This is a genomic window from Amycolatopsis sp. NPDC028719 (genome assembly GCF_055565395.1).
Window position 1 is genome coordinate 902,954 of record NZ_JBVHUL010000002.1, and the last position, 18,284, is coordinate 921,237.

Below are 18,284 nucleotides of genomic sequence, written 5' to 3' on the forward strand. Positions count from 1 at the left end.
CGATGAGTAGACGATGTCGTGGCCGTCATCCGGAAGGGCCGGGGAGGGTATCTCATGATCGACTGGCAGATCTGGCTGATCCTCGCCGCCGCACTCGGCGTCGCCGAGATCTTCACCCTCACCGCGGCGCTCGGGCTGCTCGGCGGTGCCGCGCTGATCACCGCGGGCGCTGCCAGCGTCGGCCTGCCCCCGCCCCTGCAGCTGCTGGTTTTCGCCGCGACCGCCACCCTCGGCCTGGTACTGCTCCGTCCGGTCGTCCACCGGCACATGCACCGGCCACAGCTCGAGCGCTTCGGCGTGGACGCCCTCATCGGCAAACCGGCCTACGTCCTGCGCGAAGTGACCGCCCTGGACGGCCTGGTCCGCCTCGGCGGTGAGGAATGGAGCGCCCGCGCCTACGACGAAACTCAGGTGATCCCGAAGGGCACCGTCGTCGACGTCATGGAAGTCCGCGGCAGCACCGCACTCGTCTACCCCCGGGAGTAGCCATGGAAATCTCCGCCCTCCTGATCGTCGGCATCATCATCGCCCTGCTCGCCGTCATCACCGTGCTCAAGGCCGTTCGCATCGTGCCGCAGGCACGGGCGCGCAACGTCGAGCGGCTCGGCCGCTACAACCGCACCCTGAAACCGGGCCTCAGCTTCGTCATCCCCTACGTCGACCGCGTCTACCCCGCCATCGACCTGCGCGAACAAGTCGTCTCGTTCCGCCCCCAACCGGTCATCACCGAAGACAACCTGGTCGTCGAGATCGACACCGTGCTCTACTTCCAGGTCACCGACCCCCGCGCCGCCGCCTACGAGATCGCCAGCTTCCTGCAGGCGGTCGAACAGCTCACCGTCACCACGCTGCGCAACGTCGTCGGGTCCATGGATCTCGAGCGGACGCTCACGTCCCGCGACACGATCAACAGCCAGCTGCGTGGTGTGCTGGACGACGCCACCGGGAAGTGGGGGCTGCGGGTCAACCGCGTCGAGATCAAGGCCATCGACCCGCCGAACACCATCAAGGAAGCGATGGAAAAGCAGATGCGCGCCGAGCGGGACAAGCGCGCCGCCATCCTGAGTGCCGAAGGGCAACGCCAGTCCCAGATCCTCACCGCGGAAGGCGACAAGCAGGCCGCCGTCCTGCGCGCCGAAGGCAACCGCGCCGCGGAGATCCTCAAGGCCGAAGGCCAGTCACGCGCCATCGACCAGGTCTTCCAGGCCGTCCACCGCAACGACCCCGACCCCAAGCTGCTCGCTTACCAGTACTTGCAGATGCTGCCGGAACTCGCGAAGGGCCCAGGCAACACGTTCTGGGTAATTCCGAGCGAAGTCACCTCCGCCCTGCAAAGCGTGTCAACCGCCTTCACCGAAGCGCTGCCCAAATCACCCGTCACCCGCGACTCGGCACAAGCCGACGACCTCGCCGAACACGCGACCGACGACGCCGCACGCGCCGCGGAAGCCGCCGCGCAGGCCGTCGCCGAGGCGACAGATGCCGGCGCCGGCCTGCAACCGGCCACCACTGCCAACCACACCGGACAGGCCCCTGGCCACACCGGCACCTGATCCGGATGAGCGGAACCGTCGCCTCAACCGGTCCTGCTTCACTGACGTCGGTACGGCTTTTGTCGCTGCCGAGCCAGGCGCAGCGCCAGCACGGCGGCCAGGAACCCCGCGATCAGGGTTGCTGCGGTGACGAGCTCGTCCATTTCACTGTTATACCGCGTTCAGGCCAGAACGAAGTAACGCAGCCACAGGTAGGGCGCAGCAACCAGCACGGTGATCACGGTGACGACCGCACCCTTCTTGGTGAACTCCCAGAACGAAATGGGTGAGCCCGACCGCGCCGCGATACCGAGCATCACGACGTTGGCGCTGGCGCCGACCGCGGTCATGTTGCCGCCGAAGTCGGCGCCGATCGCCAGCGACCACCACAACGCCTCGGAGTGCGCCGGGTCCGGGATGTCGTTGGTGAGCGCCAAAACCAGCGGACTCATCGTGGCCACGTACGGAATATTGTCGATCACTCCGGACAACAGCGCCGAGACGACCAGGATCAGCATGACCGCGAGCAGTGCGTTGCCGCCCGTGGCGTCGGCGGCCAGCCGGGCGAGCGTCCCGATCACGCCGGTCTTCACGAGGGCGCCGATCATGATGAACAACCCGGCGAAGAACAGCAGCGTCTCCCACTCGACGCCGGCGAGGTACTGCTTCGGCTCGGTTCCCGAAATCAGCACCAGCACGCCGGCGCCCAGCAGGGCGACGACCGAGGGCTCGATGTGGATCACCGAGTGCAGCACGAACCCGGCGAACACCGCCAGCAGCACGATCCCGCATTTGAGCAGCAGCCTCGGCTTCTGGATCGCCTCGCGCTCGTTCAGCGCCATGACGTCCGCGACCCGGGCCGGGTCGACGGTGAAGGAGCCCCGGAACAGCCGGGGCAGCACGAGGGTGAACACGACCAGCTCGATCGCCACGATCGGGGCCAGGTTGACCAGAAAATCATTGAACGCCAGGCCCGCACGGCTGCCGATGATGATGTTCGGCGGGTCGCCGATCAACGTCGCCGTGCCACCGATGTTGGACGCGAGCACCTCGGCGATCAGGAACGGGACCGGTTTGATGTCGAGACGGTCGCACACCAGCAGCGTGACCGGCGCGATCAGCAACACCGTGGTCACGTTGTCCAGGAACGCCGATGCCACCGCGGTGATCAGCGCCAGCAGGATCATCACCCGCAGCGGCGACCCCTTGGCGCGTTTGGCCGCCCAGATCGCCACGTATTCGAAGACGCCGGTCCGCCGCAGGATCCCGACGATGATCATCATGCCGAGCAGCAGGAAGATGACGTTCCAGTCGATCCCGGTGTCTTCGGAGAAGAACGCGTCGTCCGCCCCGCTGATCCCGAGGACCAGCACCACCCCGGCACCGGCCAATGCGGCGACCATCTTCGGGATCTTCTCGGTCGCGATGAAGACGTAGGCGATCACGAACACCGTGACCGCGATCGCGGTTCCCATCACCGCTCCCCCCTCTCGGAGAGCGCAGTGATCAGCGTGGGGTCAGCGCCAGCTCCAGCAGGCGGGACGCGGAAATGACACCGATCAAGGTCCGGTCCTCCATGACCGCGACCAGCGGGCACCGCAACCGCGCCATCATCGCCGCGACCTCGATGATCGTGTCGTCGGCGTTCACCCGGGGCAGCTCCGTGGCCTCCTCGGGCAGTAGTGACCGCACCGTCTTCCCACCCAGTTTGTCGCACACCCGGTCGGCCATCGACTCGTTGAGCACCCCGGCCAGCGACGGATCGTCGCGGACATAGCCGGGTACCAGGAACTGAACCACCTGCGACGCGGGCAGCACCGACTGCGGGCAGCCCGTCTTGTCGGTCACCACCAGGCCGGGCAGCCGCTGCTCGGCCAACATCCGCGCGGCCGCCAGGGCGTCGGAATCCAGCTCCACGACCGGGTATTCCTCGGCCATCTCCGCAGCGTGCATACGCCCAGCCTACGACGATCCAGCCCGGGTCGCCGGGATTCATGGACTCCTCCTGTCGGTTTCTTGACGGTCCTCGTCGCGGGTGGCGTGGCCGGTGGGCAGGTTGTCCGGTGGCTCGACCCGCAGCGCCTTCGCGATGGGGACATCGGTCGAGGAGTGCAGCACGATCGACAGGGCGATCGTCACGGCGACCAGGTCGAACACCAGCTCGCTGTCCGGGATGCCGGACTGCAGCGCCAGCAGCCCGTACACCACCGACGCGAACCCCTTCGGTCCGAACCACGCCGCGGTCGAGCGTTCCCGCCCGGACATCGGGGTGCGCAGCAGCGACAGCAGCACCGCGGCCGGGCGGACCAGCACGATCGCCAGCACGGCGACGATCCACGCGCCGACGCTCAGATGTGACAGGCGGTCCGGCGTGATCAGGGCGCCGAACACCAGCAGCGCGGCGAACTTCGTGATCTCCGAGAGCAGGTCGCCCAGAGGTTCGAAGTGCTCGGCGGCGACCTTGTCCATCGTGGCAAGGGTCGAGCCGGCGGCGAACGCGGCCAGATAGGGGTTCGCGTGCGTCAGATGGCAGCCCGCGTAGAGCATCACGGCGATCGCGAGCGGGCCTAGCGCCTGCAGCCGCGGCTCGGCGGTGAGGATCTTCAGCCGCCACGCCAGGCACACCAGCGCGGGCACGGCGACGCCGAGCACCAGGCCGAGGACCAGTTCGATGGCGACGGTGCCCAGGTCGGATTCGGTGTGGGCGGCGGTGGCCAGGAAGATCAGCACGAACGGCAGCGCCAGGCCGTCGTTGAGGCCGGACTCGACGTTGAGCAGCCGCCGCAGCCGCAGCGGGACGTCGTCGCGGCCGACGATCGCCGCGGCGAACACCGGGTCGGTCGGCGACAGGATCGCCCCGACCAGCAGCGCGGTCGGCCAGTCGAGCCCGACCAGGAAGTGCGCGGGCACGGCGACGCCGATCATGGTCAGCGGCATCCCCAGCCCGAGCGCCCGGCCCGAGAGCCGCCAGCCCTCCCGCAGCGCGGGCAGGCTCGCACGCTGGCCGTCGGTGAACAACACGGTGAACAGCGCGATGTCCGCCAGCGCGGTCACCAGCGGATCACGGGGATGGATCTCGACCAGCCCGAACCCGCCCTGCCCGATCAGCGCGCCGGCCAGCAGGAACAACAGCGCGGTCGAGAGGATCGTGCGGGCGGCGACCCCGGACAGCGACACGCTGATCAGCAGCACGACACCGAACGCCAAGATGAGCGCCATCGGACTCCCACGGGTCGGTCCTACCGCCCGCCGCCCAGGCCGGGCGCGGGCAGGCCGACCAGACTTCCCGGCTCTCCTCGCGTAAAGATGCCGCAAAGACAGCCCCGGGGCAAACCGGAACCCACCGATCTCGCTGTGGCGGCGGTCACGGCTGCCTGACCGTCTCCGGTGCCGGCAGCCGCAGTCCGGCGAAGATCAGCAGCAGCGCGCCAGGGAACGGCGGGAGCAGCCGCGCGATCCGCCCTCACCAACGAACCGCCGGACACCGGCTCCGGTGGACATACACGCTCATGAACGTCGCGTGATAGAGCATCGCCAACGTCACGCAGCCGGCCCGACCAGATCCCAGCTGATCTTCCGGGTTCCCCGGCGCGGCGGCGATCCCGGCGTCCTCGAGCACCGGCATACCGTCGCTACATAACGGCGTGCCCGCAGGACGGCCTGCGTTCGCTGCGCTGATCAAGCACGTTCGCGCGCTCAACCGGCGGCCGAGCCGGAAGACCGTCCTTTCGCGATGCGACGGGCGATGCCCAGCGCGATGACGCCCACGAGCCCCAGACCGTTGCTATAGTCGGGCCCGGTGTGCCGGGAAGACTGGTCGGCGACGTTTCCGACGACCGAGGAGCACGCCATGCCAGCCGGAGCGGACCGGACCGCCGTGGGTCCGATGGTGATCGTCGCCGTGGAGCAGTTCGAACCTTCGCCTTTGATCCACGACCCGTGGGCGGCGAAACTGCTGCCGTTGAGCGGCCGCCTGGCCGTCAAGCTCGCGAAATGGCCCCCGGCGCGGCGGTCGACGGTCCAGGCGACCGAGAAGAAGCTGCCCGGGCTGTGGGCGAGCATGCTGTGCCGCAAACGCTACATCGACGACAAGCTGCGCGACGCGGTCCAGGACGGCATCGACGCGGTGGTGATCCTCGGGGCCGGCTTCGACACCCGTGCGTACCGGGTGCCCGGCCTGGACGGGATTCCGGTCTGGGAGCTGGACCTCCCGGCGAACATCGGACGCAAAGCGGCAGCACTGCGGCGGTGTTTCGGCCGGGTGCCGGACGGCGTGACGCTGGTGCCGATCGACTTCGAAACCCAGGACCTGCAGCAGGAGCTGGCCCGGCACGGGTACCGACCGGGATCTCGCACGTTCGTCGCGTGGGAAGCGGTGACGCAGTACCTCACCGAGGCCGGCGTCCGCCGGACACTGGAGCATCTGGCAGACACCGGACCCGGCAGCCGCCTCGCGTTCACTTACCTCCGCAAGGATTTCCTGGACGGCATGACGACTTTCGGCGCGGACGTCGCCTATCAGGATTTTGTGGTGAAGCGGCGGCTATGGCGATTCGGGTTGGATTCCGAGCGGGTCGCGGACCTGCTGGCCGAGTACGGCTGGACCGAGCACGAGCAGCTCGGACCGTCCGAGTTCACCGCCCGGTATCTCGAACCGGCCGGTCGCCGGCTGCCGGTGTCGGAGATCGAACGCTCCGTCCACGCCGTCCGGCACGGCAGCTGACCCCGGCTTACCGCGTCGACTGCCGCACCGCTTCGTGCACGCCCCGCTCGGCCGCTTCCGGGGCAAAGCCGTTCGCCCCTCGATGGTCCTTCTCATTCCACACTCGCTCAGCCATGGGCCTCCCCTGATGAGGAGCCCGGACTGTCTTGCGCGCTGCTCTCGCCTCGGACCGCTAAGCCTCGACCCCGGCAAGCGGGCGCACCTCGATCGGCACCTTCCGCGAACGGTCCGTCGGTGTTCTGCACGTCGCCGCCGGACTCCCGCACCACTCGCGCGGCGCCCGGTTCGCTCAACCGGGCGCTGAAGAGCCACGCCCCGGTCGCTTTCAGCTCCTTCTCCGCTTCGCCGAGCCACCTCAAACATAAATCAACATACTTCCGTTGGTTTCTGATCAACGGTGTTGACTTCATCGGGGTGAAAACGCAACGCTATAGGTCGTCGAGGAACGGGGTGGTTCACGATGTCTCAGGTCTCGCCAGACCCGGCCGCACGCCGCGCGGGGCTCAGCCGTCGCAGATTCCTGGAGGGAAGCGCCGCACTCCTGGGGACGCTCGCCCTGCCCGCCACGATGGCGCCGCTGGCCTGCCCGGCCGCGGCGGCGGCCGCGCTCGACCGCCTGGCCGCTCCGCCCAACGGCTTCCCCGAGTGGAACAACAACATCGGGATCTTCGAGATCGGCACCGAGCCACCGCACGCCACGCTCATGCCCTACGCCGACTTGGGCGAGGCGCTGGCCGGCGACCGTACCCGGTCGCCCTACCGGTTCGACCTCGACGGCGACTGGAAGTTCCAGCACGCCGACCGCCCCGACGCGCGTGATCCCGAGTTCCACCGCGAGGACGTCGACGACAGCTCGTGGGCCACGATGCCCGTGCCGGCGAACTGGCAGCTGCACGGCTACGACTTCCCGATCTACGTCAACATCACCTACCCCTGGTGGGGCGCCAACGGGCAGAACGAAAACGCCCAGCCGCCCTTCGCCCCGACGCGGTTCAACCCGGTCGGCCAGTACCGGCGGACCTTCCAGGTCCCGGCCGGGTGGTCGGGGCGGCGGACGTTCCTGCACTTCGAGGGCGTCAAGTCGGCGTTCTACGTGTGGATCAACGGCAAGCTGATCGGCTACCGCGAAGACTCGTACACGCCCAGCGAGTTCGACATCACCGAACACCTCCGGCCGGGAACCAACCGGATCGCCGTCGAGGTCTACCGCTTCCCCGACGGCGACTGGATGGAAGACCAGGACATGATCCGGCTCGCCGGCATCTTCCGGTCCGTATACCTGTTCTCGACGCCGGTGGTGCACCTGCGCGACTTCCGCCTCGAGACGCGGCTGCGCGACGGTTACACGAACGCCGACCTCGCCGTCACCGCTCACGTCCGGGACTACGGCGGAACGGACAAGCGCACCTACTCGGTGGAGACCCAGCTCTTCGACGCGGACCGGCGGCCGGTCTGGCCGCGTCCGCTGCGGCAGCAGGTGAACCTCGGCTCGGCGGCCGCCGGGCAGGACGTCACGGTCAGCATGGCCCAGGGCGTGCGCGCGCCGAAACTCTGGTCGGCGGAGCGGCCCGACCTCTACACGGCCGTGCTCGTGCTGCGCGACCCGGCCGGGAAGGTCGTCGAGACCCTCTCCGCACGGGTCGGCTTCCGCGAATTCCGGCTCGTCGACGGGCTGATGCGCATCAACGGGCAGCCGGTGACGCTGCGCGGCACCAACCGCCACGAGATGCACCCCGGCCACGGCGCCGCCCTCACCCGCGCCGACCTCGTCGAGGACATCGGCCTGATGAAGCGCCTCAACATCAACGCCACCCGCACCTCCCACTACCCCAACAACCCCACCTGGTACGAGCTGGCCGACGAGTACGGCCTGTACGTCCTGGACGAAACCAACCTCGAGACGCACGGCGTCCGGGACCGCTACCCCGGCTCGAACCCGGACTGGACCACCGCGGTCGTCGCCCGCGCCCAGCGGATGGTGCACCGCGACAAGAACCATCCGTCCGTGGTCATCTGGTCGCTGGGCAACGAAGCCGGCGCGGGCAGCAACTTCGTCGCCATGCGCGACTGGATCCGCTCCTACGACACGACACGCGTGGTCCAGTACGAAGGCGACAACCGGCCCGAGGTCAGCGACATCCGCTCCCAGATGTACGAAACCCCCTCCCGGATCGAGGAACGCGCCCTCGACACGTCCGACCCCAGGCCGTACATCATGATCGAGTACGCCCACGCGATGGGGAACTCGAACGGGAACCTCAAGGAGTACTGGGACATCATCCGCACGTACCCGATCCTGCAGGGCGGGTTCATCTGGGACTTCGTGGACCAGGGGCTGCACTGGCCGACCCCGCCGCGCAAGCTGCTCGCCGAGACCGGGCCCGAAGCCCTGACCGCCGAGCTCGCGCCCGCCGCGAAGTTCGACCGCGCGCACGGCGTCTCGGGCGGCGCGGTGTTCGCCTCCGCGGCAAGCCTGGAGCTGACCGGCTCACTGACGCTGGAGGCCTGGGTCACCCCCGCCGCGGTCGGCGGGCACCAGCCGATCGTCACCAAGGGCGACCACCAGTACTCGCTCAAGCTCTCCGAAAACAGTCTCGAGTTCTTCATATACGCCGGCGGGTGGATCGCGGCCACCACTGCCCTGCCCGCGGACTGGACGGGGAAGGAACACCACGTGGCCGGCGTCTTCGACGACGCGGCGAACACCCTCACCCTCTACCTCGACGGCACGGCCGTGGCCACCACCGCCACCGACCGCACGCCGGACAGCACCGCGGTCCAGCTCGCGCTCGGCACGGATGCCGAGAACCCCGAGCGCGTGTTCGGTGGCTTCATCCGCGCCGCCCGGGTCTACGCGCGAGGGCTCAGCGCCGCAGAACTCGCAGCCGCGGCCCGCGACCCGCACGACCCGGCCGTCCGGTTCTGGTTCGACGCGGCCTCCGCGACCTACACCGAGCGGCAACCCGCCGAGCGGACCTTCCTCGCCTACGGCGGCGACTGGGGTGACAACCCCAACGACGGGAACTTCTGCGCCAACGGCATCGTCACCGCCGAACGCCGGGCAGGCGGGAAAGCCGCCGAGGTCAAGCACGTCTACCAGTCGATCACCGTCTCCGCGGGCGCCGACGTCGCCACGGGCCGGGTGACGATCACGAACGAGAACCTCTTCACCAACGTCAACTCCTACGACGGTGGCTGGGAGCTCGTGGCGGACGGCGAGGTCGTGCAGCACGGGCGGCTCACGCGCGCGCAACTCGACGTGCCACCGCGGTCGAGCCACGCGATCATCGTGCCGTTCCGCCGGCCGGTCCGCCTCGAGCCGGGATCCGAATACTTCCTCCGCTTGTCCTTCACCACCCGGACGCGCACGGCCTGGGCCGGCCCCGGTCACGAAGTGGCCGCAGACCAGCTGCCGGTCGACTTCGGCAGCCCCGCGGTCCAGCCGGTACCGCTCACGCGGGTACCGGCCGTCGTCGTCGAGGACACCGACAAGACCGTCACGGTCAGCGGCGACGGGTTCACCGTGGTCATCGCCAAGGACACCGGCCTCATCACCTCCTACGAGGTGCACGGCGTGCGGCTCCTGGCGGCGGGGCCCACCCCGAACTTCTGGCGTGCGCCCACCGACAACGACATCGGGAACGGGCAGCCGAGCCGCAACGCGACCTGGCGCCACGCGGGCACCAACCGCCACGTCACCGGCGTCACCGTCCGGACCCTCGCCGGCAAAGCCGCCGTCGTGACCGTCAGCGGCACCCTGCCGACGTCGGTCACCTCGGCGTACACCACCACCTACACGATCTTCGGCAACGCCGAGATCAAAGTGGACAACACGCTGCACCCCGGCTCGCCGAACCTGCCGTACATCCCCGAAATCGGCACGATCCTCCTGCTGCCCGGGGAGTTCGACACCCTCGACTACTACGGCCGGGGGCCTGAGGAGAACCACTGGGACCGCAACACGGGCTCCGACGTGGGCCGGTACTCCTCGACGGTGGCCGGGCAGTGGACCGGGTACATCCGTCCCCAGGAAAACGGCAACAAGACCGACGTGCGGTGGGTCGCGCTGACCGACAAGCGCGGCGTCGGGCTCCTCGCGAGCGGCGAACCGCTGCTCGAGGTCAACGCCTCGCACTTCACGCCCGAGGACCTGTCGGCCGGCGCGCGGCACGACTACCAGCTCACCCCTCGCCGAGAGGTGGTGCTGCGCCTGAACCACAAGCAGATGGGCGTCGGCGGCGACAACAGCTGGGGCGCGCACACGCACGACCAGTACAAGCTGTTCGCCGACCGGGACTACAGCTACGCCTACCGGCTGCGCCCGCTCCCCCGGCGGGATCAGGCACTGGCGCTCAGCCGGCGGCCCACCGCGACCTCCCCGTAAAGCGAGGCGAGCTCGGTCCGCTGCCGGTGGAGATGCCGTAGGCCGGCCAACGGAGCGCCGGGAAGCCTGGTCGGCGTCGTGACGGAACGCGCGCGAAACGAGGCTTCCCATGGCTGTCGATGCAGTCGGTCTGACCAAGGCGTACCGCGACGTGGTCGCGGTGGACGAGCTCGACCTGCACGTGGCACCCGGCGAAATCCACGCGCTGCTCGGCCTCAACGGCGCCGGCAAGACGACCACCATCCAGATGCTGCTCGGCATGGTGCGCCCCACCCGAGGCCGGGTTTCGCTGCTGGGCTCGCCCGTCCACCCCCGGCGCGCGCACCGTCTGGTCCAGGGTCGGGTATCTCGTCGAGACACCGTCGGCGTACCCGGACCTCACCGTCGAAGAGAACGTCCGGATGGCGGCCCGGCTCCACGGCCTGCGCAGCGGGAAAGCCGTCAGCGAGGTGATCTCGCGGCTGGGCCTCGACCACCGCGCCCGGCACCGCGTCCGGACGCTGTCGCTCGGCAACAAGCAGCGCCTCGGCCTCGCGAAAGCCCTCGTCCACCGACCCGGCTTGCTGGTCCTCGACGAACCGGCCAACGGCCTCGACCCCGTCGGCGTCGCCGAGATCCGCCGGCTGCTGCACGACCTCGCTCACCGCGACGGCGTGACCGTGCTCTTGTCCAGCCACATCCTGACCGAGGTCGCCCGCCTCGCGAGAGCCACCGCTCGATCTCGACGTACCCGTTGAACATCGCGATCAGCGTCCACGCCTTCCACCGGGGAAGCAGTTGGCAGTCGAGGAACGACCGATACTTCGCGCCCGTGTTCAGCTCCAGCCGCGGAGCCACCGCACCGAGCCACTCCTCGGCGAAGTCGTCGAACTGGGTCTCGCCATCACGCGGATCAAGCCACAGGTTCCGCCGGACCAGCGCCTCCTGCTCCAACCCCCAATCCTGAGCCGCCTTCTCGGTGGGGAACCCTGACTTGCTCCCCACGTCCCATCCGGACGCCTGTACCGGGCACGCCACTCACCCGTACCGGGGCTTTCCTGGCCATAAGCCCATCCTTCGCTCCTCTTCTCCTCTGTTACCCCGCCCGCATCACGCGGCACGGAAATCCTGGGCGACATCTGCGATGGACACCCGCCACCTCGGTGGCTTCACCGGCGCAGCGTTGAGCCGCACGATCTCGACGACATCGGCGTGCGTGAACCGGTAGTGCTCGCCGGACCGGTGATGCGGCAGCACCCCGGCGGCGGCTTGGTCCTTCAACGTCAGAACCACCACATAGTGATCCCCGGCTCCTCAAAGCAAGGCAAGACGTGCTTGCGGAAGTGGAACATCGAAGATCGTGCCCACGCAGTCGTCGCATGCATTGAGATCCGGACTCCTGCCGAGCTGAAAGCGGCGATCCTCGAAGCCGTGGGCTACGAAGTGGAAAAGTCCCAGTCCATCAGCGTCTCCGGCAAGCAACGAGTGACCGCTCCGTTGGACGCCAAGATTTCGATCTCCGGCAGGAAGCCGGCGCGCCAATCGCGACGGATTCCCTGCTGCCGCGGGGATACTTCACCGCTCCATCGCTCGGCGCGGCGTCGGTGGCCCGGATGACGAAGGGTGCCCGCGATTCACCTGCGACGTTGGTCTTATTACTCCAATCCGACACAGATCAACAAACATGAATAACTTTCCGTAGTGAAACCCGGCGACGGTATTGCTACCGCCACGACGTGCTTCGCTACCGTGACCCCGCTTCCGATTTCCCGGGCGAGCCATTACGCTCGGTTTCCGTTCGTTCGGCCTAGGCGTGGGGAGCGTCAGTGGCGATCCAGTTCAGCTTTGCCCTCGACCGTCCGCAGACGGCGCTGCTCGGATACGCGCTGCAGGCGCCGGTCAACCGATGTCCGCTGGTGCTGCCGCGGGTCGACCCGGACCAGAATCGGCGCCACCACGCGCTCACCGTGGCCCTAGACCTGCTGCGCGAGCAGCGCCTGTTCCGCAGGGGCGCCATCAACCCGCACGTGCAGACCGCGTTCTCCTTGTTCGGCAGCTGCCGGGTCGAAGCCGCGCTGACCGGAGTCGACGAAGACGGGGCGCAGTTTCGCGCCCTCGGCCTCAGTGACGGCAGGCAGGCTCTCGTCGTCAGCCAGGTCGACACCGACGACGAGGTCGGCTTCCGCCTCCTGTCCGACGACGACTGGATAGACGAGCTGGCGGCCACCGCGCCGAAGATGGCGGCCGGTCCCGGTCGCGAACTGGTCGTCGAGGATGACGTCGCCATGGCGACCCCGCGCTCGGCGTTCGCGGCGCGGCGAGCCGACGACGCGGCCGCCGACGAGCGCGAGACCCGTAGCTACGAACAGGAACCGGTCATGTCGATGGTCCGGGCGCCGAGCAGGCCGTTCCACGGCCGGACCCGCACCGACCACGACGCCGCGACCGCGGTGCTCTCCCGCGAGCGGCTGGGCTCCGGGCGCGTGACCGTGAGCGGGCACGGACGGCGGCGCGCCCGCCCCGCCACCACCGGGCCGATCGCGTGGTTCGACACGACCTTCGGCCGTTACCTGCTGTGCTCGGCCACGGACGACGCGAGGATCACCATTCGAGTGCGTCCCGGCGGAACCAGCGCTCTCGCGGCCGCGATCCGCGACGCCGTCGGCGCCGTCTACTGACGGCACCCACTCCTTCCACCCTCGATTCCCGGGAGCCCCAAACCCGATGCCCGACGATGCCCCCCAGCAGTACGCCAGCACGCTGGACGCCTTCTTCGCCGACGCCAGCGGCGGGGGATTCACCGTCAGCGACGACTTCGCGAAGCCACTGATCGAGCAGCTGAGGCGGTTGCAGGACGCGTTGGGGCGGATCGCGATGTCCGATGCCCTCGGCGCTCGCGCCCAGCTGAGTGATTCACCGGCCGCGCAGTGGATCTCCGAGCGGATCCAGCAGAGCGCCGTCGGCGAGCAGGGCATGCTCCCCACGGTGGACCGCGCGCGAACCGAAATGCTGGAGAAGGTCATCAAGGCTCTGGACCTCGCCCGGCGCCGCTACGCCGATTCCGAGGACTCTTACGCGCAGGTGCTCAACAAGCAGAACGGGCACTTCGCATGACCGACGACGTCACGGCGCGGGTATCGGATCCCGGCCACGCGGACTACGACCCCGCCCACCGAGCGTACCTGCCGACCGCGGACCCGACCTCGCCGTACTTCACCCAGGAAGGCTCGTCCGCCGTCCCGCCGACCGCACCGTGGTGCCACGTCCGGTTCAAGGACACGATCAGGTCGATCGGCCGGGCGTCCGACACGGAAAGCCGCGCCACGGCCGAACGCTTCGGAAACGCCGCAGACGCGGACGGGCAGGCACCGGGCGGCTGGACGCTCGGCTTCGGCGACGGCCCGCCGAGCACCTGGTGGCACGCGATCGACCACCCCACGATGATGAGGGCGATCACCACCAACGCCGACGCCACCGCCGTCACCCACCAAGCCGTCGCCTGGGCGGCCGGGGTCGATCCCCTCCCCGACCTCGCCAACGAGCTGGTGATGAGCCTGATTTCCGGAACAGCACACTGGCAGGGCCCGGCCAGCATGAGCGCGGCCGCCCAGTTCGCCCGCATCAGCCAATGGGTCACCCAGATCGCCGACCTCGCCAGTACGGTCTCGCGGCAACAAGGTGAGCGCGCCACGGTGCTCGAGGAGACGCAGCGGCAGATGGCCGCGGTGCCCCCGGTCGAGTTCGACGCCCGCGCCGCGAACGAACAGCTGAACCGGATCACCGACCCCGTCGCCATCCACCACCAGCTCGCCGCCGACCAGATCCAGCAGAGCCGCCAGGCCGAGGCCCAGGCCCGGGCCGCCGACTTGATGACGCACTTCGACCGGACGCTCGCGTCGATCGGCCAGGCTCCCGCCTTCCCGCCACCGCCGCTGACCAACCCGCCGGCTCCCCCGCCTGCCCCTTCGCAGGACATCGCGGCGTCTGCACGTCGTCGCAGCGTCCCACCGGCGGCGTCCGGGCCGGCCTCCACCGGCAATCACCCGACCGGGTCGGCCAGCGATCACCCGGTTGGGTCCACCCCGCCCAGCGCGCCGTCGGAGGCCCCGCTGCCCGCCTTGCCTGCGCCCGCTCCCGTCGAGCCGATCCCCGCAGTGCACGACGACACGGTCGTCGCCGCGTCCGCCGTTACGCCGCCGGGATCGCCCGGTAGGACCGGACTCGACGTCGGTTCCGGATTTCCCGCCTCGCCCGCAGCCCCACCGGCAGGCGACGGCGACCGGCTCAGGCAAGGACCGTTCCCAGGCCCGTTCGGACCGGGAGCGGGTCCCGGGACAGCGCCGCCGACAACCGGAGTTCCCGGCGGCCGCCAGACCGGCGCGGCACCTCCGGGAGGCACGACCCGCCCCGGCGCCGCCGCCAAGCCCGGCGTGACCGGGCGGGAGCAGACCGGTCCACGTCCAGGCGCCACGCCCCAACCTGGAGCGACCCGCCGCAAGCCGGACGAAGAGCGACGCGGAAGGCATTTCAAGGACCTCGACACGCCGGGGGTTTTCCAGACGGAAGAAAAGACCGCACCACCGACGATCGGAGTACGGGAGGACGAAAGACATCCTGGTCGCTGACCCGCCGGTTCGACATCCTCGCGTGCGCGAGGCTGATCCGGCGGTTGAACGAGCTGACATGACCGGGACCGGAGGTGATCGATCCCCAGCGTCGGGGCGAACGCCGTCGTCATCGCGGGCCAGCGCCTGCGGGCACCGGAGCGCGGGCGGGGTGGCCGGCGGCGGCTCGGGCGTCGGCTTGACCCCGTACTCGCCGGCCGGGTCGTCCACGGCCCGGGTGACGTCCTCCTTGTCCTCCGTTCCATGTCGAGGATCCGAACCTGGGTGAAGTTCAGCGTCCGGCGTGCCATCCGAGGCTGGCTGCTCGCCGGCTGCGACACGAACATCGACTACACCACGGGCGACTACGGCCTCGTGCTCCCGACCGACCGGTACCGCTCCCCCGCCATCCCCGCCGGCGCACAACGGAGCAAGATCTCCGTGCACTGAACAGCCCCTGGGACTTCGCCGGGGACGAAAGCGGCACCATCACGGGATGCGGCCGGGCGGCGACCCGTCCGGCGAAGAAGTCGACCTGGGTCAGAAAGACTTCTGGACGAGCAGCCAAGTACGACCGGCGATCCAACGCGGTGACCCACCAGAACATCATCGACGCCATCATGAGCGACCTCAACGGCGGAGGAGATCCGCGTCCGGGCTCGCTCCGGGCGCGGGCCCGCGCCGAAACACAGGGAGAAAGCGCTTACCATTCCTGCCATGACCACCGACCTGCGAGACCGGATCGGCCTGTGTTCCGTCACGTTCCGGGCGTTGGCCGCCCGCCGGGTGGCCCACGAGGCCGCCGCGGCCGGCCTGCGTGTCGTGGAGTGGGGCGCGGACGTCCACGCTCCCCCGCACTCGCCCGGCGTCCTGCACCAAGTGCGTGAGCAGACCGCCGCGAGCAGGTTGACGACGTGTTCCTACGGCTCGTACTGGCGTGCGGGCGTCGACGACGCCGAGTCGTTCGAGGTCCTGACCGAGGCGGCGGCCGCGCTCGGGACCACGCGGATCCGGGTGTGGGCCGGCGCCGAAGGGTCCGCGGACGCTTCCGGCGCACTGCGCTCCCGCGTCACCGGCGCACTGCGCGACGCGGCCGCCATCGCCGCTGGTCGCGGGCTGTCGGTTGCGCTGGAGTTCCATTCGGGAACGCTCGCCGACACCGCGCCGGAAGCGGTGCGGCTGCTGGACGACGTCGGCGACACGCTCTCCACCTACTGGCAGCCCCCGGTCGGCGAACCTGACGACCGCGCCCTCGACGGCCTCCGCCTGATGCTCGACCGTGTCAGCGCGATCCACGTCTTCTCGTGGTGGCCGGGACAGACCCGGCTACCCCTGCACGAGCGCGAGCGGCTCTGGCGCCCGGCCCTCGAACTCGCGGCCCGGGCCGCGCCGGTGGACCTCCTCCTCGAATTCGTCCCGGGCGACGACCCGGCCGTGCTGCCGCGGGAGTCCGCGACCCTGCTCCGCTGGCTGGCCTGAGGCCCGCGGGCCGGCTCGAGCCGCCGTGGATCAGCCCGCCGCGACGATCCGCCAGCGCTGGTTCGGGCTGGTGCTGCCGCTGTACTGGCCGAGGTCGGCGCCGTCGGCGGTGCGGCCCATGCTGTCGAGGTACTCGCCGGTGCCGATGTTCCTGATGCGGACGTTGTCGGCGTCGGTCACCACCGTCCACTTCTGGTTGGCGCTGCCGCTGTCCGCGTACTGGGCGACCGCCGCGCCATCGGTGGCACGGCCGGCGCCGTCGAGGTAGAGGCCGGTGGCGCGGTTCTTGATGCGCACCGCGTTCCCCGAGTTCTCGACCACCCACTGCTGCCCGTCACCGCCGTTGCCGCTCGACTGGCCTGCCGACGACCCGCCGGCCGTGCGCCCGAGGCCGTCGATGGACAAACCGGTGGCGGCGTTGACGATCTTCACGTAGGTGCCGCCGCCGTTCCCGATGCCCCACGCGTACCGCAGCCGCGTCAGCCCGGACGGGTTCACCAGCGACAGCTTGGTCCCGGCGCCGGTTCCGGTCCTGGTCGTCATGCTGTACCAGTCGCCGTCGCGCAGGCCCGGCCAATAGACGCTGCCCATGCCGAGGCTGCGCAGCTTTTCGCTGACCCCGCGGACGTAGTCGGCGAAGAACGACCCGCTCGGGATGCTGTAGTCGATCGCGTTGTAGTGGACGCCGTTCTTGGTGCCGGGGCCCATCGGGGCGCCCCATTCGGTCGCGACCGTGCGGTCGGCGTACGCACCGATGGAGCTCGCGATGTGGTTGGCCCACTCGGTTTCGCTCTCGTAGCCGGCGAAGAACGAGTAGTCGTGCACCGCGAGGAGCGTGCCGCCGAGCCGGCTGTCGCCGCCGACCGCGGGGACGTTCTGGGCGTAGCCGGTGCCGTCGAGGATCACGCGGGCGCGCGGCACGCCCGGGTACCGGGCCAGCCAGTCGCGGTAGAAATCGGTCAGATCGCCGGCGCTGTAGGCGTACGGCTCGTTGATGACCTCGAAGTAGGCGTTCGGATTGGTGCCGTACTTCGCGACCACCTTGTCCCACATCTGCTGGAATCCGGCCACGCTCGCGGGCTTGCCGCCGCTGTAGGCCCAGTAGGCCAGGATCACCCGGCCCTTCTCCAGTGCCTTGTCGATGGCGCCGGTGTAGGTGCCCCAGTAGCCCGAGACGGTCGGTTCGTTGATCGGCAACCGGACGGTGTTGGCCCCGGTGACCGCGTACATCTGGCCGATCACCTGCTCGGCGGTCGCGGCGGCCGAGGAGTACGTGTCCCCGGCTCCGAGCCCGGACACGTAGAGCACGCCGTTGACGAAGTTGTCCCGCTGGTCGGCCCAGTTGACGCCCCGGAACCCGGCGGTGGACGCCCGGGCCGGCTCCGGGCCGGCCGTCAGCATCCCGCCGGCGAGCACCAGCAGCACCAGCAGCCGCACAGTCACGGAAAGCGTTCTCCGCGCCGCGGCGTGATTCGACGATTTCATCGGCTCGTCCCTTTCCCGGCCACCATTTGCACCCCCTGCTTGGTACTCGTAACAGAGGCACCGGCGGTGAGCCAGAACAGCGAAGCGAAACGTTCAGA

General features: G+C 69.5%; 15 protein-coding genes and 2 pseudogenes. 12 read left to right on the forward strand and 5 right to left on the reverse strand.

Going from position 1 to position 18,284, the window contains the following annotated elements; translation table 11 throughout:
* Positions 1–54: 54 nt before the first annotated feature.
* Entirely contained in the window at positions 55–486 is a 432-nt protein-coding gene (locus ACZ4TR_RS12240) for an NfeD family protein (RefSeq protein WP_465287066.1), read from the forward strand.
* A gap of 2 nt (positions 487–488) precedes the next feature.
* Positions 489–1,553 (forward strand): SPFH domain-containing protein, encoded by a 1,065-nt coding sequence (locus ACZ4TR_RS12245; protein WP_465287067.1) that lies wholly within the window; start codon positions 489–491, stop codon positions 1,551–1,553.
* 161 nt (positions 1,554–1,714) lie between these two features.
* On the opposite strand, the gene ACZ4TR_RS12250 is transcribed toward ACZ4TR_RS12245, so the two are convergent.
* From ACZ4TR_RS12250 to ACZ4TR_RS12260, 3 genes are read right to left on the reverse strand one after another with little or no spacing between them, the layout of a single operon-like run.
* A complete protein-coding gene (locus ACZ4TR_RS12250) occupies positions 1,715–3,007 on the reverse strand; it encodes an ArsB/NhaD family transporter (protein ID WP_465287068.1) in 1,293 nt (430 codons plus the stop codon).
* A 31-nt stretch (positions 3,008–3,038) separates the two neighbouring features.
* Positions 3,039–3,485, reverse strand: coding sequence for a CBS domain-containing protein (locus ACZ4TR_RS12255; RefSeq protein WP_465287069.1), 447 nt, complete (start codon positions 3,483–3,485; stop codon positions 3,039–3,041).
* A 39-nt stretch (positions 3,486–3,524) separates the two neighbouring features.
* Positions 3,525–4,751, reverse strand: coding sequence for a cation:proton antiporter (locus ACZ4TR_RS12260; protein ID WP_465287070.1), 1,227 nt, complete (start codon positions 4,749–4,751; stop codon positions 3,525–3,527).
* A 631-nt stretch (positions 4,752–5,382) separates the two neighbouring features.
* Here ACZ4TR_RS12260 and ACZ4TR_RS12265 point away from each other — a divergent pair.
* The 5 genes and pseudogenes from ACZ4TR_RS12265 (at position 5,383) to ACZ4TR_RS12285 (ending at position 11,376) form a co-directional block, all read left to right on the forward strand.
* Entirely contained in the window at positions 5,383–6,255 is an 873-nt protein-coding gene (locus tag ACZ4TR_RS12265) for an SAM-dependent methyltransferase (RefSeq protein ID WP_465287071.1), read from the forward strand.
* 460 nt (positions 6,256–6,715) lie between these two features.
* Complete coding sequence (locus tag ACZ4TR_RS12270) at positions 6,716–10,639, forward strand: glycoside hydrolase family 2 TIM barrel-domain containing protein (protein WP_465287072.1); 3,924 nt, start codon at positions 6,716–6,718, stop codon at positions 10,637–10,639.
* Positions 10,640–10,748: 109 nt separating this feature from the next.
* A pseudogene (locus tag ACZ4TR_RS12275) lies at positions 10,749–10,910 on the forward strand (ATP-binding cassette domain-containing protein); the annotation flags it as partial.
* Positions 10,911–11,031: 121 nt separating this feature from the next.
* Positions 11,032–11,166, forward strand: a pseudogene (locus tag ACZ4TR_RS12280) (ABC transporter ATP-binding protein); the annotation flags it as partial.
* Positions 11,140–11,376, forward strand: a complete 237-nt coding sequence (locus tag ACZ4TR_RS12285) for an AAA family ATPase (protein ID WP_465287353.1) — start codon at positions 11,140–11,142, stop codon at positions 11,374–11,376. The pseudogene ACZ4TR_RS12280 and the gene ACZ4TR_RS12285, both read left to right, overlap by 27 nt.
* Before the next feature lie 352 nt (positions 11,377–11,728).
* Here ACZ4TR_RS12285 and ACZ4TR_RS12290 read toward each other — a convergent pair whose 3' ends face one another.
* On the reverse strand, positions 11,729–11,914 hold the full coding sequence (locus ACZ4TR_RS12290; RefSeq protein ID WP_465287073.1) for a hypothetical protein: 186 nt from the start codon (positions 11,912–11,914) through the stop codon (positions 11,729–11,731).
* Between the two features lie 530 nt (positions 11,915–12,444).
* Here ACZ4TR_RS12290 and ACZ4TR_RS12295 point away from each other — a divergent pair.
* The 5 genes from ACZ4TR_RS12295 to ACZ4TR_RS12315 all read left to right on the forward strand — a co-directional run bounded on the left by ACZ4TR_RS12295 (position 12,445) and on the right by ACZ4TR_RS12315 (position 16,701).
* Positions 12,445–13,296 carry an ESX secretion-associated protein EspG gene (locus tag ACZ4TR_RS12295; protein WP_465287074.1) on the forward strand — a complete coding sequence of 284 codons (852 nt, stop codon included), beginning with the start codon at positions 12,445–12,447 and terminating at the stop codon, positions 13,294–13,296.
* 46 nt (positions 13,297–13,342) lie between these two features.
* Positions 13,343–13,732 (forward strand): hypothetical protein, encoded by a 390-nt coding sequence (locus ACZ4TR_RS12300; protein WP_465287075.1) that lies wholly within the window; start codon positions 13,343–13,345, stop codon positions 13,730–13,732.
* Positions 13,729–15,243, forward strand: coding sequence for a hypothetical protein (locus tag ACZ4TR_RS12305; protein ID WP_465287076.1), 1,515 nt, complete (start codon positions 13,729–13,731; stop codon positions 15,241–15,243). Before ACZ4TR_RS12300 ends, ACZ4TR_RS12305 begins: the two co-directional genes overlap by 4 nt.
* Positions 15,244–15,486: 243 nt before the next feature.
* Complete coding sequence (locus ACZ4TR_RS12310; protein ID WP_465287077.1) at positions 15,487–15,672, forward strand: hypothetical protein; 186 nt, start codon at positions 15,487–15,489, stop codon at positions 15,670–15,672.
* A gap of 267 nt (positions 15,673–15,939) precedes the next feature.
* Positions 15,940–16,701, forward strand: coding sequence for a sugar phosphate isomerase/epimerase family protein (locus ACZ4TR_RS12315; protein WP_465287078.1), 762 nt, complete (start codon positions 15,940–15,942; stop codon positions 16,699–16,701).
* A 30-nt stretch (positions 16,702–16,731) separates the two neighbouring features.
* On the opposite strand, the gene ACZ4TR_RS12320 is transcribed toward ACZ4TR_RS12315, so the two are convergent.
* Entirely contained in the window at positions 16,732–18,144 is a 1,413-nt protein-coding gene (locus ACZ4TR_RS12320; RefSeq protein ID WP_465287079.1) for an RICIN domain-containing protein, read from the reverse strand.
* Positions 18,145–18,284: the final 140 nt, after the last annotated feature.

What these genes read in the sequence shown, in the direction of transcription:
- ACZ4TR_RS12240 (WP_465287066.1), top strand. Translation starts at nt 55, where the DNA reads ATGATCGACTGGCAGATCTGGCTGATCCTCGCCGCCGCACTCGGCGTC.
- ACZ4TR_RS12245 (WP_465287067.1), top strand. Translation starts at nt 489, where the DNA reads ATGGAAATCTCCGCCCTCCTGATCGTCGGCATCATCATCGCCCTGCTC.
- ACZ4TR_RS12250 (WP_465287068.1), bottom strand. Translation starts at nt 3,007, where the DNA reads ATGGGAACCGCGATCGCGGTCACGGTGTTCGTGATCGCCTACGTCTTC.
- ACZ4TR_RS12255 (WP_465287069.1), bottom strand. Translation starts at nt 3,485, where the DNA reads ATGCACGCTGCGGAGATGGCCGAGGAATACCCGGTCGTGGAGCTGGAT.
- ACZ4TR_RS12260 (WP_465287070.1), bottom strand. Translation starts at nt 4,751, where the DNA reads ATGGCGCTCATCTTGGCGTTCGGTGTCGTGCTGCTGATCAGCGTGTCG.
- ACZ4TR_RS12265 (WP_465287071.1), top strand. Translation starts at nt 5,383, where the DNA reads ATGCCAGCCGGAGCGGACCGGACCGCCGTGGGTCCGATGGTGATCGTC.
- ACZ4TR_RS12270 (WP_465287072.1), top strand. Translation starts at nt 6,716, where the DNA reads ATGTCTCAGGTCTCGCCAGACCCGGCCGCACGCCGCGCGGGGCTCAGC.
- ACZ4TR_RS12300 (WP_465287075.1), top strand. Translation starts at nt 13,343, where the DNA reads ATGCCCGACGATGCCCCCCAGCAGTACGCCAGCACGCTGGACGCCTTC.
- ACZ4TR_RS12305 (WP_465287076.1), top strand. Translation starts at nt 13,729, where the DNA reads ATGACCGACGACGTCACGGCGCGGGTATCGGATCCCGGCCACGCGGAC.
- ACZ4TR_RS12310 (WP_465287077.1), top strand. Translation starts at nt 15,487, where the DNA reads ATGTCGAGGATCCGAACCTGGGTGAAGTTCAGCGTCCGGCGTGCCATC.
- ACZ4TR_RS12315 (WP_465287078.1), top strand. Translation starts at nt 15,940, where the DNA reads ATGACCACCGACCTGCGAGACCGGATCGGCCTGTGTTCCGTCACGTTC.